Genomic DNA, 20,988 nt, shown 5'->3' with positions numbered 1-20,988 from the left:
CCGGCGGACAGGCCCCAGGCGGGCTCCCCTCAGCGGCGCCGTGCCCCACCGGGCACGGCGTCACCTGCCCCGGTGCCCGTGGTCCGGTAGCCCTTCACCTTCTTGCCGACGGGCTGCCCGGACCCGGCCCAGTCCGTACGTACCCACAGCAGCGCCTCGTCCCGGCGCTCACGCCGCCCCAGCCAGGCCGCCTTGAGCCACAGCCCGGCGCCCGCGCCCGCCAGCGCGAGGCCCCCGGCGGCGGGCAGCGCGAGGGAACTTCCCACGGCGACGAGAAAGGCGAGCAGCAGCCACCAGCGGTGCGCCCGCCGCCAGTTCCGCAGCGTCACGGCGCGGTCCTGGAGGTAGTCGAACTTCCCGGCTCGTGAGGCGCGTTCCGCCCACTCCGTATATCCGCGCCGGCGTACGAGCGCGACGGCCGCGCCGCACCCGACGAAGAGCGCCGCGCCTACGAAAACGCCGATCCTGCGCCCGGTCAGGCCGGGGAGGACGACCCCGATACCGGCGGCGAGCACCCCCAGCCACCACAGCGGAACCGCGCCGGCCCGCACAATCACGGCCACCCGCGCCAGAGACTGCCCACCACGCCCCACGATCTGCCTCCTCATGCCTGTGTGCGGCATTCCACCTGCGTGGCGGGCAGATTAATGACGTTCTCTGAGCATTTCCTGAGAACGGCGGAACCCGGCGGCTACTCGACAAAAAGCCCGCGCGCCGCGGCCCGCGCGTCGAACTCCTCCAGCCTCGCCTGGGCATCCGGGAGGTCGTCGCACATCGCCTCCAGCAGCACCCGGCCCAGCAGCATCGGCGCGCAGGCCGTATCGAAGGCGAGGCCGGTGCCGACGGCCGCCGGGATCAGCAGGTCGCTGTGTTTGGCGACCGGTGCGAAGGCGGAGTCGGCGACCGTCACCACCGTCAGCCCGGCCGCGCGCGCGTACGCGAGATTGTCCACGACCTCCTTCGGATGGCGCGGCAGCGCGAAGCAGAGCAGCGCGCTCGCGCCCGCGGTGCGCGCCGCGTCGATCCGGTCGGGGAGCATCGTGCCGCCCTCGTCCAGCAGCCGTACGTCCGGATGGACCTTGGCCGCGAAGTAGGCGAAGCCGCGCGCCTGCGAGGAGGCGGCGCGCAGGCCGAGCACCGGCAGCGGACGGGACGCGGCGAGCAGCCGTCCCGCCCGTTCGACCGGTTCGGGGTCGGCGAGCAGCTCGGCCAGATGCCGCAGGTTCTCGATCTCGCCCTGGACGGCCTGCTGGTACTCGTTGTACGCGGACGCGCCCTCGTCGGGCTCGGCCGGCGCGACCTCCCGCAGATGCCTGCGCAGCGCCGGATAGCCGTCGAAGCCGAGCGCGACCGCGAAGCGGGTCACGGACGGCTGGCTGACCCCGGCCAGCTCCGCCAGCTCGACGCTCGACAGGAACGGCGCGTCCGCCGGCCTGCGCACCATGCTGTGCGCGATGCGCCGCTGGGTGGGGGTCAGCCGGTGGCCCTCGAAGAGCTGCTGAAGTCGGGCGGCAGGGCTGTCGCTCATGCGATCCCCCTCGTCAAGTCGTTGGTCGGGCCAATGGTCTGACCGGTCGTCAGCTCACTCGTCAGGTCGGTGAACCGGTCGAGCAGCGCGGCGGCCGCCGTCACATCATCGGTCAATGGCCGGTCGGTGACCGCCTCGTCGAGTACGGTCTCGGCCAGTTCGAAGGCGCGGCCGACCGGGAGACCGGGCTCGGGCCGCAGTCCGCGCTGGCGAAGGGCCCGTACGGCGGCGACGAGTTCACAGCCGACGACCAGGCGGTACGCGCTCCCCGCGCGCAGCGTCTGGCGTGCGGCCAGCGAGGCGAAGCTGGCCTGCTCCTCCACGCCACGGGACAGTACCGCGTGGCCGAGCGAGGCGGGCGCGGAGAAGGCCCGCAGATCGCCGAGGGCGGCCCCGGCCGCGTACTCCAGGATCATCACGCCGGAGCTGGCGGCCTCGGCGTCGGCGAGGAAGGGCCGCAGCCGGGTGAAGGCGGGCTCGTTCAGGGCGGAGAGCCGGGAGCTGGACAGCCGCGCGGTCTGTACGAGGGAGAGCCTGAAGTGGTCGAGCGCCAGGGCGATCTGGGCCAGGTAGAAGCCGCCGTGGTGGTAGGCGGCGGGGATCGGTTCCGCCTCCGTACCCGGGCAGATCAGCGGGTTCTCGGCAGCGGCGTTGATCTCGACGGCGAGGGCGTTCTCCAGCGCGTCGGCGGCGTCGCGCGCCGGGCCGTGGATCTGCGGGACGCAGCGGAAGCCGTACGGGTCCTGGATGCGGCCGAGCGGTGGCCCCGGCCGTTCGGGGGCGCCGAGGATCCGCCGCATGCGGGCGGCGACGGCGTACGAGCCGGGGTGCGGGCGGGCGGCGTGGACGGGCTCCGCGTACGCCTCGTACGAGCCGTCGACGGCCAGCAGGGAGAGCGCGGCGACCAGTTCGGTGGCGGCGACGAGCCCGCGCAGCTCGTACAGGGCGAGCGCGGACTGTCCCAGGGTCAGGGCGTTGCTGCTGATCAGGGCGAGCGCGTCGTTGTTGTCGAGCAGCTGCGGCGCGGGAGCCCCGCCGCCCTGCCAGGGGTGTTCGCCGGCGAGGGCGAGGCCCATCTGCGCGAGGGCCGCGATGTCGCCCGTACCGACCGAGCCGAATTCGTTGACGACCGGGTACGCGCCGGACTCCAGCGCCTCGCAGAGGGCGGTGACGACGGTCGGCCGCAGTCCCGCGCCGCCGGCGAGCAGCTGGTTGGCGCGGACGGCGAGCATGGCGCGGACCTCGCGGGCCGGCAGGGGTTCGCCGATGGCCCCGGCGTGGCTGCGCAGCAGGCGCAGGCCGTGGTCGGCGGCGGCCTCGGTGGGCACGGCCTCAGTGCGGTTGGCGCCGACGCCGGTGGAGCGCCCGTACACCCGGCCGGAGGCGGCCAGCTCGCGCGCGACGTGCCAGGTCCGCTCGACGCGCTTCATCGCCTCGGTCCCGGGTACGGGACGGGCGGCGCCGTCGGCCAGCCGTACGACATCGGCGACCGGGAGGCTCTGTCCGTCCAGAACGACGATGGCCGGGCTCGCATACGGCGAGTCCACCATGTGGGACGACATCATGCGTAAACGCCTCCTTATCGGACGCTCCGTCTTGCCCTGCGGCCATCCGTAACCAGCGATTTACCTCGGGGCATTGACAATCTATTCAGCCACCAAGAACTCTGCATGACTATATGCAAGCCGGGCAAGGGACGACTGATGATCAAATTTGACGCGGTGAACAAACGCTTCCCCAACGGCACCACGGCGGTTCACGACCTCACCCTGGAGATGCCGGAGGGCGGTATCACCGTCCTGGTCGGGTCCTCCGGATGCGGTAAGACCACCACCCTCCGCATGATCAACCGGATGGTCGAGCCGACCTCGGGCATCATCCGGCTGGCCGGCAAGAACGTGCTGGAGCAGGACGCGGCCCAGCTGCGGCGTGGCATCGGCTACGTGATCCAGCAGTCCGGCCTCTTTCCGCACCGCACGGTCCTCGACAACATCGCGACCGTTCCGCTGCTGCTGGGCTGGGGCCGCAGGAAGGCCCGCGCGCGAGCGGCGGAGCTGCTGGAGACGGTGGGGCTGACGGCCGAGTCGGGCAAGCGCTACCCGCACCAGCTGTCCGGCGGGCAGCAGCAGCGCGTCGGCGTGGCCAGAGCGCTCGCCGCCGATCCGCCGGTGCTGCTGATGGACGAGCCGTTCGGCGCGGTCGATCCGGTCGTGCGGACCCAGCTCCAGGACGAGCTGCTGCGGCTCCAGCAGGAGCTGAACAAGACCATCGCCTTCGTCACCCACGACATCGACGAGGCCGTACGGCTCGGCGACCGGATCGCCGTCTTCCGCACGGGCGGCCATCTGGTGCAGTGCGCGGCGCCCGCCGAGCTGCTGGCCCGCCCGGCGGACGACTTCGTCGCGGACTTCCTCGGCGCGGAGCGCGAACTGAAGCTGCTGTCGCTGACGACACTCGCGGATGTGCCGCAGCAGCGCGCCACGACCGTACGGGCGGACGAGCCCGTCCCTCGCACGGGCACAGGACCGCATCTGGTGACATCGGCCCGGGACGAGCCCCTCGGCTGGCTCGACCCCGACCCCGCGAGCGGCGCCGGCCGGTCGGGCGACGCCCCGCTGCTGCCGGTACGCCCGCTGCGCGACACGGACTCCCTGCTCGCGGCGCTGAACGAGTCGATCGCCTCCCCGACGGGTCTGGTGGCCCGCGTCGACGCCGACGGCGTCCTGACGGGCGTCACGTCACGCGAGACGATCCACGAGCACGCGGGCCGTCGCCATCACGAGGCCGCGCGGCCGGCCGTGGGCCTGTCGAAGGCCGGGAGCGGGACCGTATGACCATCGAGTGGGCGTGGATATCCGACCACGCGGGCGATCTCACCACCCTCACCCTCTCCCACCTCCAGGCCGCCCTGACCGCCGTACTCCTCGGGCTGCTGATCTCCCTGCCGCTGGCCGTCGTCGCGCACCGGGTCCGCCCGCTGCGCGGCTTCCTCCTCGGGCTCTCCAACGTCCTGTTCACGATCCCGTCCATCGCGGTCTTCGTCCTGCTGCTCCCCGTCTCGGGGCTGACCAGGACCACCACCGTCATCGGGCTGACGATCTACACGCTCGTCGTCCTGCTGCGGAACACCGTCGAAGGACTCGACTCCGTGCCGGCCAGGGCCCGTGAGGCGGCCGTGGCCATGGGCACGCGCCCGCTGCGCACGCTCCTCACCGTCGAGCTGCCCCTCGCGCTGCCCGTGATCATGGCGGGCGTACGGATCGCCACCGTCATGTCGATCTCGCTCGTCAGCGTCGCCACGTACATCGGTGACGGCGGCCTCGGCCAGCTCTTCACCGACGGCTTCCAGCGCAACTTCCCCACCCCGGTGATGGCCGGCGTCGTGCTGACCCTGCTGCTCGCGCTGGTCGCGGACGCGCTGCTGGTGGCCGTGCAGTACGTCCTCACCCCCTGGACCAGGAAGCCGGGACGGCAGCCGGCACCGCGTGGGAGGGCCTGACCCGACATGTACGAACTCTTCAAGAACCTCGGCTCCTGGCTGGTGTCCGGCGAGCAGTGGACGGGGCCGGACGGCATCGGCCACCGGCTCGCCGAGCACCTCCAGTACTCACTGCTCGCGACCCTGATCGCCGCCGTGCTCGCGCTGCCCCTCGGGCTGCTCATCGGGCACACCGGCCGGGGCGCGTTCCTCGCCATCAACCTCGCCTCGTTCGGCCGGGCGCTGCCCACCGTCGGCCTCGTCGTGCTGGTCTTCCTGGCCAGCGGGCTGTCCATGACCCCGGTGTACGTCGCGCTGGTCGCCCTCGCCGTGCCGTCCATCGTGACCAATACGTACGCCGGGATGACCGCCGTCGACCCGGAGGTGAAGGACGCGGCGCGCGGCCAGGGCATGCGCGGCCGTCAGGTGCTGCTCCAGGTCGAGATACCGCTCGCGCTGCCGCTGATCATGACCGGGCTGCGGCTCGCGCTGATCCAGGTGGTGGCGACGGCGACCATCGCCGCGTACGTCAGCTTCGGCGGGCTCGGACGGTACGTCTTCGACGGCCTGGCCCAGCGCGATCTCGTCCAGGTACTGGGCGGAGCGGTGCTGGTCGCGGCCGTCGCCGTCGTCCTCGATCTGGCGCTGTCCGCGATCCAGCGCGTCCTCTTCCGCCACCGCTCCGCCTGACCGCCCGAGGAGAACACTCCGATGCCGCCTCAGACGACCCCTCAGACGACCTCTCAGACGACCTCTCAGACGATCCCCCGGATGACCCCTCAGATGACCCCTGCCAAGAACTCACGGATGAGCTCACGCATGAACCGCAGGACCCTGCTCGGCGGCCTGTTCGCTGCGGCCTCCGTACCCGCGCTCGCCGCGTGCAGCAGCGGTATCACCTCCCTCGACAGCCAGGGCGGCGGTGGAGGAGGCGGCTCCAGCGCGGGCGGCATCACCATCGGCACCGCCAACTTCACCGAGAACCAGATCCTCGGCTTCCTCTACGCGGCCGTGCTCGGAGCCGCCGGCGTGAAGACGACCGTCCGCCCCAACCTGGGCACCCGCGAGATCCTTATCCCCGCGCTCAAGGGCGGCGACATCGATCTGCTCCCCGAGTACCAGGGCGCGCTGCTCCACTACCTCTCCCCGAAGGCGACCGCCACCGAGGAGGGCGAGATGCAGAACGCCCTCGCCGTCGCGCTCCCCCCGGGCCTGCAGGTCCTCCCGTACGGCAAGGCCGAGGACTCCGACGCGTTCGCCGTCACCCGTGAGACCTCCGAGAAGTACGGCCTCAGGACGCTCGCCGATCTGGCGAAGCAGAACGGCAGGCTGGTCATCGGCGCCGCGCCCGAGGTGAAGAAGCGGGTCGTGGGCGTCATCGGGCTCAAGGACGTGTACGGCGTGGAGTTCAAGGAGTTCAAGTCGCTGGACTCCTCGGGGCCGCTGGTGAAGGGCGCGCTGAAGAAGGGCGATGTGGATGTCGCCAACCTCTTCACCACGGACACGGACATCGCCGCCGAGGGCTGGGTCGTCCTCACCGACCCCAAGAACCTCGTCCCCGGCCAGCACATCGTCCCCCTGATAGCCGACCGCAAGGCCGACTCCACCGTGCGCAGGGCGCTGGCCCGGCTGGGCAACGCCCTGACGACGGAGGACCTGACCGAGCTGAACCGCCAGGTCGACAAGGACAAGAAGGACCCGGAGGACGTCGCGGACGCCTGGGCCGCCGACCACGGCCTGACGAAGAAGTAGCGGGCCGGGTACGCCTCGGGGCCCGGGCTCCCCGGCGCCCTGAGGCGTACCGCAGGTGAAGACGGGGGCTAGCCCCAATGCCCGGGCCGGTCCGGCTTCGTACCGTATGGGTCATGGAAGCCCGTGACCCTGAGCTCAAGAAGGAGCTCGACGCCACCCTTCAGGCCCGCAGCGAACTGGGGGCGGAGTACGAGTCCGCGCTCATCGAATCCTTCCTGGAGAAGGTCGAACAGCGTCTGGACGGCACGATCGACCGCCGTGTCCGGCGCCGGCTCGCCGAGCAGCAGATCTCCGTCGCCCGTGGCTCCCGCTCGCCGGGCCCCGCCGAGGGGTTCGGCGAGCGCTTCGGGTTCGGCGTCATCTCGCTGATCCTCGCCATCCCGCTGTCCGCCATCGCGGCGGTCCAGACAGGCTTCAAGGGCCTGTTCGTCTGCTGGCTGGGCATTGTCGCCGTCAACACGGTGCACGCCGCGCGCGGCCGGCCCTGGATGTCACGGAAGAACCGCGAGTCGTCCGACTGGGAGGACTGACCGAGCGGGTGGTCTCGCCGAACGGGTGGTCTCGCCGAACGAGTAGTCGCGGGGAAACGGGTAGTCGCGCTGAAACGAGTAGTCGCGGGGACCGCCGCACCCCCGTTACCGGGGGGCGGGACGACGGCGGTCCCCGCGAGGGACACGGTCCGGGTCAGGGCCGGCTTACGTGTCCTGGCGTCCATGGAGGTCCGGGAGCCGCTCCGGAGGTCCGTGACGCCGACAACCACCAATGTGCCTGACGCGTGTTAAGCGGGTGCTGCGCGGACGTGTCGCGCTCGTACCACTTTCACGAATCCGCGTCTCCGGTGGCTGCCGGGGACGCTACTTCGCGTCCTTGGAGAGGTACGCCAGCAGATCCTGCCTGCTCACGACCCCTGTCGGCTTGCCCTCCACCAGCACGATCGCCGCGTCGGCGCCGTTGGAACCGCTCAGCGCCGCCATCAGATCGGCCACCGGTTCGCCCGAGCCGACCTGCGGCAGCGGGGAGGACATGTGCTTCTCCAGCGGGTCGCCGAGCGAGGCGCGCTGGGTGAAGAGCGCGTCCAGCAGCTCCCGCTCCACGACCGAGCCGATGACCTCCGCGGCCATGACGTCCGGGTGTCCCGCGCCCGGCTTCACGATCGGCATCTGCGAGACGCCGTACTCCCGCAGGACCTCGATGGCCTCGCCGACCGTCTCCTCCGGGTGCATGTGCACGAGGGTCGGGATAGGCCCCTCCTTGTGCCGCAGGACATCGCCGACGCTCGCCGAGTCGCCGCCGTGGTCGAGGAAGCCGTAGTCGTTCATCCACTCGTCGTTGAAGATCTTGCTGAGGTAGCCACGGCCGCTGTCCGGCAGCAGGACGACCACGACATCGTCCGGGCCGAGCCCCTCTGCGACCTTCAGCGCGGCCACGACCGCCATGCCGCAGGAGCCGCCGACGAGCAGGCCCTCCTCCTTGGCGAGGCGCCGGGTCATCTGGAAGGAGTCCTTGTCGGACACGGCGACGATCTCGTCCGTCACCGTACGGTCGTACGCGGTCGGCCAGAAATCCTCACCGACGCCCTCGACCAGGTAGGGCCGCCCGGAACCGCCGGAGTAGACGGACCCCTCGGGGTCGGCGCCCACGATCCGTACCCGCCCCTCGCTGGCCTCCTTGAGATAGCGGCCGGTGCCCGTGATGGTGCCGCCGGTGCCGACGCCCGCGACGAAATGGGTGATTTTCCCGTCCGTCTGGTCCCACAGCTCGGGACCGGTCGTCTCGTAGTGCGAGCGCGGGTTGTTCGGGTTGCTGTACTGGTCCGGCTTCCAGGCGCCCGGCGTCTCACGCACCAGCCGGTCGGAGACGTTGTAGTACGAGTCGGGGTGCTCGGGGTCGACCGCCGTCGGGCAGACGACGACCTCGGCGCCGTACGCCCGCAGCACATTGATCTTGTCCGTGGAGACCTTGTCAGGGCACACGAAAACGCACTTGTAGCCCTTCTGCTGGGCCACGATGGCGAGACCGACGCCGGTGTTGCCGCTCGTCGGTTCGACGATCGTGCCACCGGGCTCGAGCTCACCGCTCTGCTCCGCCGCCTCGATCATGCGCAGGGCGATCCGGTCCTTCACCGAACCGCCGGGGTTGAAGTATTCGACCTTGGCCAGGACTGTCGCCTGAATGCCTGCGGTCACGCTGTTCAGCTTCAGCAGCGGGGTATTGCCAACCAGACTGATCATCGAGTCGTGGAATTGCACCGTAGTCTCCGGGGTCTCCGTGATGGTCCGGCCAGCGTATGCGTACGCGCGCGAGATTGGGCGACAGTCCCTACGGGGCAGTTAGCTGAGGTACGTACTCGTGCGTACGGCGAGGAGGAGGTGGCTCGGACTGTGTCAAGGGCGAGAGTGGCGCGGCGCATCGCCGCCGGCGCGGCCTACGGCGGCGGGAGCATCGGCCTGCTCGGAGCGGCGGGCATCGGGGTGCTGCTGGCGGAGGTACAGCTGGCGAAGCGGTCGGTGGGCGGCGGGGTGGCGCCCCTGCCGCCCAGCGGGGACGGCTGGTACGGACTCGCCTTCGGGCACACCGCACCCCTGCGGATGGGGATGCTCGGCGACTCCACGGCGGCCGGCCAGGGCGTACGCCGGGCCGGGCAGACACCGGGGGCGCTGCTCGCCTCGGGGCTCGCGGCGGTCGCAGAGCGGCCCGTGGACCTGTGGAACGTGGCCCTGCCGGGGGCCAGGTCGGACGATCTGGACCGCCAGGTGACGCTGCTGCTGTCGGACACGGCCCGTGTCCCCGACGTCTGCGTGATCATGATCGGCGCGAACGACGTCACGCACCGGATGCCGGCGACGCGCTCCGTGCGCTATCTCTCCGCGGCGGTACGGCGGCTGCGCACGGCGGGGACGGAGGTGGTGGTCGGCACCTGCCCGGATCTGGGCACGATCGAGCCGGTCTACCAGCCGCTGCGCTGGCTGGCCCGCCGGGTGAGCCGCCAGCTGGCGGCGGCCCAGACGATCGTGGCGGTCGAGCAGGGCGGCCGTACGGTCTCGCTGGGTGATCTGCTCGGCCCGGAGTTCGCCGCGAATCCGCGGGAGTTGTTCGGTCCCGACAACTACCACCCCTCGGCGGAGGGGTACGCGACCGCGGCGATGGCGCTCCTGCCGACGCTGTGCGCGGTGCTCGGCCTGTGGCCGGAGACGGATCACCTGGACGCGTCGCGCGACGAGGGCATGCTCCCCGTGGCGAAGGCGGCGTCGGCGGCGGCGGCCCAGGCAGGCACCGAAGTCACCGGAGTCCGCGCGCCGTGGGCGCTCCTGAAACACCGCAGGCGCCGTCACCTCCCCACCGCGGAGGAGGCGACCCCGACGGAGGCCCACCGGATCTGATCCGACGCGCGCGGCACACCGGACGGGCAGCGCGGCACACTGGACGGGCTGGTGGAAGCGGAATCAGACTCTCCGACCCGCTTCTGCCCGCCCCGCACCCCTCCGGCCGGGCGCGCGACTGAGCAAGCGCTTAGAAAAGAGGCCCGCATCACACGTCCGGCCCGGTGACCCCCGGACTACGTACGGGTAACTTCCCAGGAAGCCTGCCTTCTCTCCTCTGGAGCCGTGATGCCCGAAGCCGTGATCGTCTCTGCCGCCCGCTCCCCCATCGGCCGGGCCTTCAAGGGCTCGCTCAAGGAACTGCGGCCCGACGATCTGACCGCCACGATCATTCAGGCCGCGCTCGCGAAGATCCCCGAGCTCGACCCCCGCGACATCGACGACCTGATGCTGGGCTGCGGGCTGCCCGGCGGCGAGCAGGGACACAACCTCGGCCGGATCGTCGCCGTCCAGATGGGGATGGACCACCTCCCCGGCTGCACCATCACCCGGTACTGCTCCTCCTCCCTCCAGACCTCCCGGATGGCGCTGCACGCCATCAAGGCGGGCGAGGGCGATGTCTTCATCTCCGCCGGTGTCGAGATGGTGTCGCGGCAGGTCAACGGCTCCTCGGACGGCATGCCGGGCACCCACAACCCACTCTTCGCCGACGCCGAGGCCCGTACCGCCGCCGTCGCGCAGAGCGAGGGCGCGCAGTGGCACGACTCGCGCCAGGACGGCCTGGTCCCTGACGCGTACATCGCGATGGGGCAGACCGCCGAGAACCTGGCCCGCCTCAAGGGCGTCACCCGCCAGGACATGGACGAGTTCGGCGTACGGTCGCAGAACCTCGCCGAGGAAGCCATCAAGAACGGCTTCTGGGAGCGCGAGATCACGCCCGTGACCACCCCGGACGGCACGGTCGTCGGCAAGGACGACGGCCCGCGCGCCGGCGTCACCATGGAGGGTGTCCAGGGCCTCAAGCCCGTCTTCCGCCCCGACGGCCTGATCACGGCCGGCAACTGCTGTCCGCTCAACGACGGCGCGGCCGCGCTCGTGATCATGTCCGACACCAAGGCGCGCGAGCTGGGCCTGACCCCGCTGGCCAGGATCGTCTCCACCGGTGTCACCGGCCTGTCGCCGGAGATCATGGGATACGGGCCGGTCGAGGCGTCCCGGCAGGCGCTCTCCCGCGCCGGGCTGACCATCGACGACATCGACCTCGTCGAGATCAATGAGGCCTTCGCCGCCCAGGTCATCCCGTCCTACCGCGACCTGGGCATCCCGCTGGAAAAGCTGAACGTGAACGGCGGCGCCATCGCCGTCGGCCACCCCTTCGGCATGACCGGCGCCCGGATCACCGGCACCCTGATCAACAGCCTCCAGTTCCACGACAAGCAGTTCGGCCTGGAGACCATGTGCGTCGGCGGCGGCCAGGGCATGGCCATGGTCATCGAGCGGCTGAGCTGACCCGGACCGAACCGGGCCGCATCCGGCCCGGTTCGGTCCGAAATATGACGGAGGGTAGTCGGGCGAGCCGGAAAGACGCTCATCAACCCCACCGAGCCCCAGTCGTGACTGAATCTCCCCCAGGATGTGACCTAACCCTGGGGGAGATTCGTTTGCCCAGGTCAGAGATGCATTCAGACTAAACCTAAGGCCCAAAGACCTGTCCAATTCGTGACGTAATGCACTGACAGCGGGCATCCGCCCCCTACAAGCTGAGGTAGGAAGTCGGGGGTATCGATTGGAATCGGGAGTAGTCAGTGAGCGCCATGTCTCTTGCCTTGCTGCTGACCACAGCTGCCGCCACGGCGGTGGGCGTCGCCGCCCTGCACGCCGCTCACGGGCTGCGCAGGCAGGTCACCGCGCTGCGCAGTGAACTGGCCGCGGCGAACCCGAGCGGCCTCGTCGCCACTGTTCCGCAGGCCAGAAGCGCCAACCACACCGACGACATACGCACCGCCGTCGCCGAGGCGCTCGCCGAGGAACGCGAGCGCGAGCTCGCCGAGGCGCGCGCCTTCTGGGCCGCGCAGGAGGCCCGGGACGCCACCGACGCCCCGTCCCTGCTGGGCGGGCTGGCCGGCCTCGGCTCCGAGGACGGCCCGTTCTACGTGCCCCGCCAGGCGGACTTCGCCGGGCTGGAGGCGCTGGATCTCGACGCCGCCGAAGGGCTCGACGACTTCTCCGACTACCCGGACCTCACCGAGGTCGGCGGGGCCGGTGAGTTCGCCGAGGACTCACCCGAGCTGGCCGCCGCCCGCCGCAGGCACCCCTCGCACCCCGATTTCGTGCCCGTACAGACACCCGTTGTCAACGACCATGAGCGTACCGTAGCGCGGCTCGACGAGCTCGCCGAGACCCGTACGGCGCTCGCCGACGTCCGTCCGGGGCCGCTGGGCACGCTCGATGTGTACGTCTTCGCCGACGGCACGACGCTCTGCATGACCCCGGGCCACCGCGAAACCGCCGAGCGGCTCGCCGAGGCACTGCGCGAGGGCCACGCCCCGTTCCTGCTGGGCGGCTCCGGTGTCTCCGGCGCGTACGCCCTGACGTTCTCGTGCGGCGGTGGCAGGAGCGGCGACGACGCCGATGCCGGTGCCGATGCCGATGCCGCTCCGGGGCCCGATACCGGCGCCGGCGCCGAGGGTGCGGAGCACATCTACATTCTCGCGGACCGCGTCATAGCGTCGCTGTAGTCACCACCCGCTCGACCGACCTCACGGCCTCGTCCAGCTCGACCGCGGACGGGGCCGCTCGCAGCGCCTCGGCCAAGTCCGCCGCCGCGACCGTGAGTTGGTCCGCGACCACGAAGACACCCGCGTCCGGCATGATCCGCGGTTCCGCACCGGGGTCGTCGAGCCGCTGGGCCCGTACGGACAGCTCCCTGGCGAGCGCGAGCGCCTGCGCGGCGGCGCCCCGCTGCAGCCGGCTCTGCGGGGCCGACCGCAGCCGGTCGGCGAATCGGTCCACGGCGGCCGTCAGCGGCGTTGTATCGAGCACGCGGGCGACCCTACGCCTGTCCGGGCCCGGCACTGTTGCCAACAGGCCCACGCTCAGGCACGGTGGCGTGAAGGACCAGTACGCGCACAGCGTCCGGAGGCGCCGATGTCACTTGTCTTCTCCGAAGAGACCCATCGCAATCTGCTCTCCCGTATCCCGCAATGCACCGGTCGTGAGGTCTCCGACTGGCTCCGCACCGTCGAGGACGGCCCCGCTCTCTTCCGTTTCGAGGAGAAGGTCAGCTGGCTGCGGGGCGAATACGGACTCGCGTACGGACACGCGAAAGCGCTCGTCCACGAGTACGACCTGAGGCGGGCGGCCCGCCGCCTGCTCTAGTTCCTGTCCGACCTAACTCAAGCGACTCAAGCGGAAGGGGTCCGCGGGCATCAGCCCGCGGACCCCTTCGCACTGCGTGAGGCGTCAGTCGTTGCCCTGCAGGATGGAGAGCAGACGCAGCATCTCCAGGTAGATCCACACCAGGGTCAGCGTGAGGCCGAAGGCCGCGAGCCAGGACTCCTCGCGCGGAGCGCCGTACGCGACGCCGTCCTCGACCTGCTTGAAGTCGAGCGCCAGGAAGCACGCGCCGAGGATGATCCCGACGACGCCGAAGATGATGCCGAGGGCGCCGCTGCGGAAGCCGAGGCCGTCACCGCCGCCGAAGACGCTGAAGAGCATGTTGGCGACCATCAGGAACACGAAGCCCATGGCCGCGGCCATCACGAAGCCGTAGAAGCGGCGGGTGACGCGGATCCAGCGCATCTTGTAGGCGAAGAGCACACCGGCGAAGACCGCCATCGTGCCCAGCACCGCCTGCATCACCACGCCCGGCGCGATGTAGGTGCTGACCGCGCTGCTGATCACGCCGAGGAAGACACCCTCGAAGGCGGCGTACGCCAGGATCAGCGCCGGGGTCGGCTTGCGCTTGAAGGACTGGATCAGAGAGAGGACCAGCGCCACCAGCGCGGCGCCGATCGCGATGCCGTACGACTTGCCGAGGTTGGCCTCGTCCACCGGCAGCAGGACCCACGAGAGGACCGCGGTGAGCACGACCGTGCCCAGCGTCATGCCGGTACGGGTCACGACGTCGTCGATCGTCATGACGTCGGTACGCGCGGGCGCCTGCGGGCCCGCTCCGTACTGGGTGCCCTGCTGCGGCGCGTAGGGGTTGGTCGCGTACGGGTTGGTTCCAACAGCGGGGCCCCCGGCCTGCGGCGCCGCGTTGAAGCCCGCGTGGCCGTTGTCGCGGCTGAAGCCCCGTCGCGAGAAGACCGGGTTACTGCTCCTCATCTCACTCCTCCATGGCCACCCTGCGCGGCCTTGCGTCAAGAGTAATGGCCGGGCAAAGCGAACACTCTAGTGCTCGGGGAGGATCTTTCCAGGATCGTGACGTCACCAGTGTGCCGCACATCACACCCCCACCCCCGAACCCCGCTCCGCCAGGGCCCCTTGACACCACGTGCCCGGCCCCGCCTCTCCCAACCCCCCGTACGACCGGTCGAGTGACCCCGGTACGGGCCGAGCCGCCCCGCGCCCCACAGACACCACCGAGCAGGCCACACGCGGCCCACTACCCAAGAGGCAGCGGTTCCGTCATGTTCGGGAGGTTGGGCTACCCACCGCTGCTCATGCCCTCCACCGCCGCCAACGCCGTATCCCACGGGTAGGGCTTCTTCTCGCCCGGCTGGTTCGGGACGAACCCGGCGTCTCCGTACAGCACCGTCACGCCCATTTCACGCAGCTCCTCGACGCTCAGGTCCAACCGGCGATGCTGCGCATAAGCGGCGTTCACGCACGGCATCGTCACGATGGGGATGCCCTTGCCAATGCCCTCCGCGACGACTCCGACGACGAACGACGAAGTGATGCCGAGTGCCCACCGGTTGATGGTGTTGAACGTCGCCGGCGCCACCAGGATCGCGTCCGCCTCGGGCCAGACATCCGGCTCCCCGGGCATCTTGTACTCGGAGCGGACCGGGCCGCCCGTCAGCCGCTCCAACTCGACGCGCTGCGGCTCCAGCCAACGCCCCGCCGTGGGCGTCAACCCGAGCCGTACGTCCCACCCTCGGCTCTGGGCGGCCTCGATCACCTGCGCCACGTCGAAGACAGGCGGCGCCGCACTGCCGAACAGATACAAGACCCGTGAAGTCATAGGCCCATCGGACCACACGCGTACGCCCCCGAACCGGACCGATGCTGGGCAAGGCCGTGTACGGACACACGTCCGCCGGCTGACGCTTCGTCATCGGGGGTTTCCGGCTGACGGGCACCGTCGCGGTTACGCTGTCGCGACGGTGCCGGTGTGCCCGTGGTGCTCCCGCAGGGGATGTCGGGCCGGCCGAGGAGCCGCCATTCGACCAGGTCAGTCCTGGTGCGCTGCGTTGTGCCCGGAGCCGGACTTGAACCGGCACGCCCGCGAGGGCAGCGAGGTTTAAGCTCGCCGTGTCTGCATTCCACCATCCGGGCAGGGCGCGCGGCTCCGCGTTGGCACAGGAGCCTATCGGGGCGCGCGCCCCGAATTCGCGGGCGGCTACCCGATGTTGTCTTATTTTATTGACGTCTGAGGGTGCGTCAGGGCACCTGACGGGCCATCGGCACATGCCGGGCGCGGGTGGTCATCTCATATCGAGGCGTGCGGGAATGACGAAAAGTCGCCGCCCGGTCACTCATTCGGCACCATCAACCGGCGGCGAAGCGTCTCAGGGGTGGCGTCATACCCGAGGAGGAGAGCGTGCCCCGGCGGTCCGACCCGAGAGGGCCCCGTGAACGGGCACCGGGAGGGACGACCGGGGGGACCTGCGGGCGTGACGATGGAGTGGTCCCCGCAGCACGTCCGACAGGAGAGTTCTCCCGTGACCACCACCCAGATCGCCCACCGCGCAACCGCCGTGGCCGCCCGTGCCTCCGAGCTGTCGAAGGTCTACGGCCTGGGCGAGACCCAGGTGGTCGCCCTCGACCACGTCACTGTGGACTTCCGACAGGGCGAGTTCACCGCGATCATGGGCCCCTCCGGCTCCGGCAAGTCCACGCTGATGCACTGTGTGGCCGGCCTGGACAGCTTCAGCAGCGGGTCCGTACGGCTCGGTGAGACCGAACTCGGCACGCTCAAGGACAAACAGCTCACCCAGTTGCGCCGGGACAAGATCGGCTTCATCTTCCAGGCCTTCAATCTGCTGCCGACCCTGACGGCCCTGGAGAACATCACCCTTCCGATGGACATCGCGGGCCGCAAGCCCGACCAGCAGTGGCTGGACAAGGTCATCACCATGATCGGGCTGTCCGACCGGCTCAGCCACCGGCCGACCCAGCTCTCCGGCGGCCAGCAGCAGCGGGTCGCCGTCGCCCGCGCCCTGGCCTCGCAGCCGGAGATCATCTTCGGTGATGAGCCGACCGGGAACCTGGACTCGCGCTCGGGCGCCGAGGTGCTGGGCTTCCTGCGCAACTCCGTACGGGAACTGGGGCAGACCGTCGTCATGGTGACGCACGACCCGGTGGCCGCCTCCTACGCGGACCGGGTGATCTTCCTCGCCGACGGCAGGATCGTCGACGAGATGGAACACCCCACCGCCGACGGGGTGCTCGACCGGATGAAGGCCTTCGACTCCAAGGGCCGTACGAGCTGAGGCGGTTGGACCCGAGGCCGCACGCGCTTGAGCCGTCCGCGGCCGAGCCGTCCGCGCCGGCGCTCCCGCCGCCCGCCCCTTCCGCCCGCCCGGCACCTCTCACCAGGACTTCCACCATGTTCCGTACCGCCCTGCGCAATGTGCTCGCGCACAAGGCCAGGCTGCTGATGACCGTGCTCGCCGTGATGCTCGGCGTGGCCTTCGTCTCCGGCACCCTGGTCTTCACCGACACCCTCGGCAACGCCTTCCAGAACCAGTCGGCCAAGAGCTACAAGGACGTCGCCGTCGGCGTCACCTCGTACGACCCCCGCGACAGCGGCGACGCCGCCGACCGGAAGCTCGACCCCGGCATCAGCACGCGGACCGTCGACACGATCCGGGCCGTCGACGGCGTCGCCTCCGTCACCAGCCGTGTCGACGGCTTCGCCGGCGTCGCCGACCCGGACGGCAAGCTGATCGGCAACGGCTGGTCCAACACCGGTTCCAACTTCGTGCCCGGCAAGGACGGCAAGGACCCCTCCTACACCTTCACCGACGGCTCGGGGCCCACCAGGGACAGTCAGATCGCGCTCGACAAGGACTCCGCCGCCAAGGGGAAGTACCGGGTCGGCGACCAGGTGCGTGTCGCCACCAACGGACCGGTGAAGGAGTACACCCTCACCGGTGTCTTCACCACCGAGGACGGCGCGGTCAACGCGGGCGGCAGCCTGGTCCTGTTCACCACGGACATCGCCCAGAAGCTCTATCTGGAGCCCGGCTTCTTCAAGGACCTCACGATCACCGCGGCGCCCGGCGCCTCCGACACGGAGATCCTCAGCGAGGTCAAAAGCCTGCTGCCGGAGAACGCCGAGGCGCAGACCGGGGCGCGGCTCGCCGCCGACCAGGCGACGCAGACCGAGCAGGGCCTCGAGAATCTCAACCAGATGCTGCTCGCCTTCGCGGCCATCGCGCTGTTCGTCGGAGTCTTCCTGATCTCCAACACCTTCACCATGCTGGTCGCCCAGCGCACCAGGGAGCTGGCGCTGCTGCGCGCCGTCGGCGCCTCCCGCCGCCAGGTCAAGCGCTCGGTGCTGGTCGAGGCCGGGCTGGTCGGGCTGATCGCCTCGGTGATCGGTTTCGTGCTCGGCGTCGGGCTGGCGATCGGACTGCGGTCCGCGATGGGCCAGTTCGGCGCGAAGGTGCCCGCGGGGCCGCTGGTGATCTCGCCGACCGCGATCGGCGCCGCTCTCGGCGTCGGTGTGCTGATCACCCTGCTCGCCGCCTGGCTGCCGGCCCGCCGGGCCGCGAAGATCCCGCCGGTGGCGGCGATGGGCAGCGCGCACGCCGTGCCCACCACCAAGTCGCTCGTCGTACGCAACTCCATCGGCGGCGGGCTGACCCTGATCGGCGCCGCCGTGATCTTCGCGGGCGCGGCGGCGGGATCCGACGGCCGGCTGCTCATCGGCGTCGGCGCGTTCCTGGCGATGATCGGCATCATCGTGCTGATCCCGCTGCTGTCGCGTCCGGTCATCGCGCTGGTACGGCCGCTGCTGCACCGGGTCTTCGGGGTGTCCGGCAAGCTGGCGGGCCAGAACGCCGTGCGCAATCCGCGCCGTACGGGAGCCACCGCCTCGGCGCTGGCCATCGGCCTCACCCTGGTCACCGGGCTCTCGGTGCTCGGCGTCACGGTCGGTCAGGCCGTGGACAAGATGACCACGGACAACATCAGGGCCGACTACATGGTGACGATGGCGAGCAGCGGCGGGCTCGACCCGTCGGCGCTGACCGCGCTGGGCGAGGCGCCCGGTGTGAGCGCCCTCTCCGCGCAGCAGGCCACCGGCCTGAAGGTCAAGAACGAGTTCCACTCCGCCTCCGGGGTCACCCCCGGGGACATCGAGAAGGTCATCAGCCTCAGCACGGTCTCCGGTTCGATGGACACGCTCGGCGAGGGCGGCATCGCGGTCGACGAGAAGACCGCGGAGTCCAACGGCTGGAAGGCCGGGGACACCCTGTCGGTGACGTACCTGGACGGCAAGGCGGCCCGGCTGAAGGTCGGCGCCACCTACAAGGAGAACGAGTTCCTCTCGCCGGTGCTGATCTCGAAGGACCTGCTCGCCGCGCACGACTCCAAGCCGTACATCCGCGAGGTGTACGTGAAGACGGCCGGCGGCGCGAGCAAGGCCAATGAACAGGCCCTGGTGAACGCGCTGGGCAAGAACCCGGCAATCAGCGTCATGGACCACCAGGACATCAGGAACACGTACAGCGGCTTCATCAACACCGCGCTGAACATCATGTACGGCCTGCTGGCGATGGCCCTGCTCATCGCGGTCCTCGGGGTCGTCAACACCCTGGCGATGTCCGTCTTCGAGCGGCAGCAGGAGATCGGCATGCTGCGCGCGATCGGCCTGGACCGCCGCAAGGTCAAGCGGATGATCCGGCTGGAGGCCGTGGTGATCTCGGTCTTCGGCGCGGTGATCGGTGTCGCCCTCGGATCCTTCCTGGCCTGGGCGATCGGCCAGACGATCAAGTCCGGGATCCCGGGCTACGCGCTGGTCGTCCCGTGGGAGCGGATCGGGCTCTTCCTGGTGCTGGCCGGCCTGGTGGGAGTGCTGGCCGCCCTGTGGCCGGCGCGCAGCGCCGCGAAGCTGAACATGCTGACGGCGATCAAGACCGAGTAGCCGCACCGCGATACGGACCGGCGCGATACGCACCGTACGGACGAGAAGGGCCGTCCGTACGGGAAAGGGCCGGACCCCGCCGCGGGGTCCGGCCCTCCGTCTGTCACGCGCCGTACGTCAGCGGCCCCAGACGCGCGCTCGCGGCGGCATTCCCGACGCGCCGCTCTCCGGGGTCCGCACGGCCAGGACCTGATTGACACCGATCTTGTTGTGCTCGAAGGACAGCGCCGAGGCCGCCATGTAGAGACGCCAGACGCGGGCGCGTCCGGCGGAGGTGCTGCGTACCGCCTCGGCCCAGTGCTCCTCCAGGTTGGTCACCCAGCGGCGCAGGGTCAGGGCGTAGTGCTCCCGGATCGACTCGACGTCACGGACTTCGAAGCCCGCCTCCTCCAGGGTCGCGACGGTCCTGCCGAGCGGCGCCAGCTCGCCGTCCGGGAAGACGTACGCGTCGATGAACTCGTCGATGCGGTATTCGCCCTCGTCCTTCTCGGGGCGCCGGGCGATCTGGTGGTTGAGCAGCCGCCCGCCCGGCCTGAGAAGGGCGTAGAGGTCGTCGGCGTACTGCCGGTACTGGACCGAGCCGACGTGCTCGGCCATCCCGATGGAGGAAATCGCGTCGTACGGGCCGTCCCTGACGTCCCGGTAGTCCTGGACACGGATCTCGATCCGGTCGGTGAGCCCCTCCTCCGCGATGCGCTTACGGGCGTACGCGGCCTGCTCCCTGGAGAGCGTGATCCCGGTGACCCGGGCGCCGTACTCGCGGGCGGCGTGGATGGCCATCGAGCCCCAGCCGCAGCCGACGTCCAGGAGCCGTACCCCCTCCTTCAGAGCGAGCTTGCGGCAGATCAGGTCGAGCTTGTCGCGCTGTGCGTCTTCGAGACTGAATCCGGGACCGGAGTCCCAGTAGGCGCACGAGTAGACCATGGAAGGCCCGAGCACCAGCTCGTAGAAGTCATTGCCCACGTCGTAGTGGTGGCTGATCGCCGCCTTGTCGCGGCGCTTGGTGTGCAGCGCGCCCTGCCGCCGCCGGATCTCCTCGGGGGGCGGGGCGGGCGGGGGCCAGGGGCCCGCGATCTGGATCAGGCCGCGGGCGGCGGCCCGCATGAGGGGGTCGCGTACGGGATGGACCGCGTCCTTGGCGTCCGCGCCGCGCTCCCAGATGAGTCCGGCGAGCCGGTCGAGCAGCTCGTACAGATCGCCGTCCACATCCATCTCACCGGCCACCCAGGCGCGCGCCAGGCCCAGTTCACCGGGCTTCCACAGGAGGCGGCGCAGTGCGCGGCGGTTGCGGATGATCAAGGTCGGGGCGTCCGGGGGGCCCGATTCACTGCCGTCCCAGGCACGGATACGGACCGGGAGCGGGGCTCCCAGCAACTCTTCGGCAAGAGTGGTCAGCCGCAGCGCGGCGTCGGCCATGGCGTACACCTCCGTGATGGTGGATTCCGGGCATGCTCAACACCACGTAAACACCGGACGCCTACCGATGCAGTCCCGGCGGTTCGCAATGGGACGGCAAAATACCTGCACTCACCACACACTTCTGTGGGGTGAGGGACCTCTGTGCCGGGGCCGCTCCCGGGGCGCCGCG

At 70.5% G+C, this 20,988-nt stretch carries 19 protein-coding genes and 1 tRNA gene; 11 read left to right on the top strand and 9 right to left on the bottom strand.

From position 1 onward, the window contains the following. Positions 1-29: 29 nt before the first annotated feature. The 3 genes from ACZ6MZ_RS15645 to ACZ6MZ_RS15635 all read right to left on the bottom strand — a co-directional run bounded on the left by ACZ6MZ_RS15645 (position 30) and on the right by ACZ6MZ_RS15635 (position 3,090). A complete protein-coding gene (locus ACZ6MZ_RS15645; protein ID WP_469352270.1) occupies positions 30-608 on the bottom strand; it encodes a hypothetical protein in 579 nt (192 codons plus the stop codon). Between the two features lie 83 nt (positions 609-691). After that, positions 692-1,528: a MurR/RpiR family transcriptional regulator gene (locus ACZ6MZ_RS15640; protein WP_389790971.1), complete on the bottom strand. Its 837-nt coding sequence runs from the start codon at positions 1,526-1,528 to the stop codon at positions 692-694. Beyond that, the gene (locus ACZ6MZ_RS15635; protein ID WP_469352368.1) at positions 1,525-3,090 is read right to left on the bottom strand and encodes an aromatic amino acid ammonia-lyase; all 1,566 of its coding nucleotides are present in this window, start codon (positions 3,088-3,090) and stop codon (positions 1,525-1,527) included. Before ACZ6MZ_RS15635 ends, ACZ6MZ_RS15640 begins: the two co-directional genes overlap by 4 nt. 141 nt (positions 3,091-3,231) lie before the next feature. Here ACZ6MZ_RS15635 and ACZ6MZ_RS15630 point away from each other — a divergent pair, with 141 nt between their 5' ends. The 5 genes from ACZ6MZ_RS15630 (at position 3,232) to ACZ6MZ_RS15610 (ending at position 7,288) form a co-directional block, all read left to right on the top strand. Continuing rightward, complete coding sequence (locus ACZ6MZ_RS15630) at positions 3,232-4,362, top strand: ABC transporter ATP-binding protein (protein WP_469352268.1); 1,131 nt, start codon at positions 3,232-3,234, stop codon at positions 4,360-4,362. Beyond that, positions 4,359-5,027, top strand: a complete 669-nt coding sequence (locus ACZ6MZ_RS15625) for an ABC transporter permease (RefSeq protein ID WP_469352266.1) — start codon at positions 4,359-4,361, stop codon at positions 5,025-5,027. Before ACZ6MZ_RS15630 ends, ACZ6MZ_RS15625 begins: the two co-directional genes overlap by 4 nt. A gap of 6 nt (positions 5,028-5,033) precedes the next feature. Beyond that, positions 5,034-5,696 (top strand): ABC transporter permease, encoded by a 663-nt coding sequence (locus tag ACZ6MZ_RS15620; protein WP_389790968.1) that lies wholly within the window; start codon positions 5,034-5,036, stop codon positions 5,694-5,696. Positions 5,697-5,825: 129 nt separating this feature from the next. Next, positions 5,826-6,758, top strand: a complete 933-nt coding sequence (locus ACZ6MZ_RS15615; RefSeq protein WP_469352264.1) for an ABC transporter substrate-binding protein — start codon at positions 5,826-5,828, stop codon at positions 6,756-6,758. A gap of 113 nt (positions 6,759-6,871) precedes the next feature. Beyond that, positions 6,872-7,288, top strand: coding sequence for a hypothetical protein (locus ACZ6MZ_RS15610; protein ID WP_389790966.1), 417 nt, complete (start codon positions 6,872-6,874; stop codon positions 7,286-7,288). A gap of 324 nt (positions 7,289-7,612) precedes the next feature. On the opposite strand, the gene ACZ6MZ_RS15605 is transcribed toward ACZ6MZ_RS15610, so the two are convergent. Then, positions 7,613-9,007 carry a cystathionine beta-synthase gene (locus tag ACZ6MZ_RS15605; protein ID WP_384187371.1) on the bottom strand — a complete coding sequence of 465 codons (1,395 nt, stop codon included), beginning with the start codon at positions 9,005-9,007 and terminating at the stop codon, positions 7,613-7,615. Positions 9,008-9,154: 147 nt separating this feature from the next. Between ACZ6MZ_RS15605 and ACZ6MZ_RS15600 the strand changes: the two genes are divergently transcribed. From ACZ6MZ_RS15600 to ACZ6MZ_RS15590, 3 genes are all read left to right on the top strand, one after another. Further along, on the top strand, positions 9,155-10,138 hold the full coding sequence (locus ACZ6MZ_RS15600) for an SGNH/GDSL hydrolase family protein (protein ID WP_384187473.1): 984 nt from the start codon (positions 9,155-9,157) through the stop codon (positions 10,136-10,138). A 228-nt stretch (positions 10,139-10,366) separates the two neighbouring features. Beyond that, positions 10,367-11,587, top strand: coding sequence for an acetyl-CoA C-acetyltransferase (locus tag ACZ6MZ_RS15595; RefSeq protein ID WP_469352262.1), 1,221 nt, complete (start codon positions 10,367-10,369; stop codon positions 11,585-11,587). A gap of 305 nt (positions 11,588-11,892) precedes the next feature. Next, complete coding sequence (locus ACZ6MZ_RS15590) at positions 11,893-12,816, top strand: hypothetical protein (RefSeq protein ID WP_469352260.1); 924 nt, start codon at positions 11,893-11,895, stop codon at positions 12,814-12,816. On the opposite strand, the gene ACZ6MZ_RS15585 is transcribed toward ACZ6MZ_RS15590, so the two are convergent. After that, positions 12,800-13,120, bottom strand: a complete 321-nt coding sequence (locus tag ACZ6MZ_RS15585) for a hypothetical protein (RefSeq protein ID WP_384187365.1) — start codon at positions 13,118-13,120, stop codon at positions 12,800-12,802. The genes ACZ6MZ_RS15590 and ACZ6MZ_RS15585 overlap by 17 nt on opposite strands. Positions 13,121-13,225: 105 nt before the next feature. On the opposite strand from ACZ6MZ_RS15585, the gene ACZ6MZ_RS15580 reads away from it, so the two are divergent. Beyond that, on the top strand, positions 13,226-13,456 hold the full coding sequence (locus tag ACZ6MZ_RS15580; protein WP_384187363.1) for a DUF4287 domain-containing protein: 231 nt from the start codon (positions 13,226-13,228) through the stop codon (positions 13,454-13,456). 84 nt (positions 13,457-13,540) lie between these two features. On the opposite strand, the gene ACZ6MZ_RS15575 is transcribed toward ACZ6MZ_RS15580, so the two are convergent. From ACZ6MZ_RS15575 to ACZ6MZ_RS15565, 3 genes are all read right to left on the bottom strand, one after another. Then, on the bottom strand, positions 13,541-14,407 hold the full coding sequence (locus ACZ6MZ_RS15575) for a Bax inhibitor-1/YccA family protein (RefSeq protein WP_469352257.1): 867 nt from the start codon (positions 14,405-14,407) through the stop codon (positions 13,541-13,543). Positions 14,408-14,729: 322 nt separating this feature from the next. After that, complete coding sequence (locus ACZ6MZ_RS15570) at positions 14,730-15,269, bottom strand: flavoprotein (protein WP_469352255.1); 540 nt, start codon at positions 15,267-15,269, stop codon at positions 14,730-14,732. A gap of 232 nt (positions 15,270-15,501) precedes the next feature. Continuing rightward, a tRNA-Leu gene (locus tag ACZ6MZ_RS15565) sits at positions 15,502-15,583 on the bottom strand. Between the two features lie 344 nt (positions 15,584-15,927). Here ACZ6MZ_RS15565 and ACZ6MZ_RS15560 point away from each other — a divergent pair. Both ACZ6MZ_RS15560 and ACZ6MZ_RS15555 read left to right on the top strand, forming a co-directional pair. After that, positions 15,928-16,740: an ABC transporter ATP-binding protein gene (locus tag ACZ6MZ_RS15560; protein WP_469352366.1), complete on the top strand. Its 813-nt coding sequence runs from the start codon at positions 15,928-15,930 to the stop codon at positions 16,738-16,740. 116 nt (positions 16,741-16,856) lie between these two features. After that, positions 16,857-19,400, top strand: a complete 2,544-nt coding sequence (locus ACZ6MZ_RS15555; RefSeq protein ID WP_469352253.1) for an ABC transporter permease — start codon at positions 16,857-16,859, stop codon at positions 19,398-19,400. A 117-nt stretch (positions 19,401-19,517) separates the two neighbouring features. On the opposite strand, the gene ACZ6MZ_RS15550 is transcribed toward ACZ6MZ_RS15555, so the two are convergent. Next, the gene (locus ACZ6MZ_RS15550) at positions 19,518-20,816 is read right to left on the bottom strand and encodes a class I SAM-dependent methyltransferase (RefSeq protein ID WP_469352251.1); all 1,299 of its coding nucleotides are present in this window, start codon (positions 20,814-20,816) and stop codon (positions 19,518-19,520) included. Positions 20,817-20,988 lie beyond the last annotated feature (172 nt).

It is taken from the genome of Streptomyces sp. NPDC042201 (assembly GCF_055582185.1).
The sequence above is the reverse complement of the archived record's forward strand: the minus strand, read 5'-3'. Positions and strand labels throughout refer to the sequence as shown.

Bases quoted from the DNA above. Each gene is read 5' to 3' on its own strand.
- ACZ6MZ_RS15645 (WP_469352270.1), bottom strand. From the start codon at position 608: ATGAGGAGGCAGATCGTGGGGCGTGGTGGGCAGTCTCTGGCGCGGGTG.
- ACZ6MZ_RS15640 (WP_389790971.1), bottom strand. From the start codon at position 1,528: ATGAGCGACAGCCCTGCCGCCCGACTTCAGCAGCTCTTCGAGGGCCAC.
- ACZ6MZ_RS15635 (WP_469352368.1), bottom strand. From the start codon at position 3,090: ATGTCGTCCCACATGGTGGACTCGCCGTATGCGAGCCCGGCCATCGTC.
- ACZ6MZ_RS15630 (WP_469352268.1), top strand. From the start codon at position 3,232: ATGATCAAATTTGACGCGGTGAACAAACGCTTCCCCAACGGCACCACG.
- ACZ6MZ_RS15625 (WP_469352266.1), top strand. From the start codon at position 4,359: ATGACCATCGAGTGGGCGTGGATATCCGACCACGCGGGCGATCTCACC.
- ACZ6MZ_RS15620 (WP_389790968.1), top strand. From the start codon at position 5,034: ATGTACGAACTCTTCAAGAACCTCGGCTCCTGGCTGGTGTCCGGCGAG.
- ACZ6MZ_RS15615 (WP_469352264.1), top strand. From the start codon at position 5,826: ATGAACCGCAGGACCCTGCTCGGCGGCCTGTTCGCTGCGGCCTCCGTA.
- ACZ6MZ_RS15610 (WP_389790966.1), top strand. From the start codon at position 6,872: ATGGAAGCCCGTGACCCTGAGCTCAAGAAGGAGCTCGACGCCACCCTT.
- ACZ6MZ_RS15595 (WP_469352262.1), top strand. From the start codon at position 10,367: ATGCCCGAAGCCGTGATCGTCTCTGCCGCCCGCTCCCCCATCGGCCGG.
- ACZ6MZ_RS15590 (WP_469352260.1), top strand. From the start codon at position 11,893: ATGTCTCTTGCCTTGCTGCTGACCACAGCTGCCGCCACGGCGGTGGGC.
- ACZ6MZ_RS15580 (WP_384187363.1), top strand. From the start codon at position 13,226: ATGTCACTTGTCTTCTCCGAAGAGACCCATCGCAATCTGCTCTCCCGT.
- ACZ6MZ_RS15575 (WP_469352257.1), bottom strand. From the start codon at position 14,407: ATGAGGAGCAGTAACCCGGTCTTCTCGCGACGGGGCTTCAGCCGCGAC.
- ACZ6MZ_RS15570 (WP_469352255.1), bottom strand. From the start codon at position 15,269: ATGACTTCACGGGTCTTGTATCTGTTCGGCAGTGCGGCGCCGCCTGTC.
- ACZ6MZ_RS15560 (WP_469352366.1), top strand. From the start codon at position 15,928: ATGGAGTGGTCCCCGCAGCACGTCCGACAGGAGAGTTCTCCCGTGACC.
- ACZ6MZ_RS15555 (WP_469352253.1), top strand. From the start codon at position 16,857: ATGTTCCGTACCGCCCTGCGCAATGTGCTCGCGCACAAGGCCAGGCTG.
- ACZ6MZ_RS15550 (WP_469352251.1), bottom strand. From the start codon at position 20,816: ATGGCCGACGCCGCGCTGCGGCTGACCACTCTTGCCGAAGAGTTGCTG.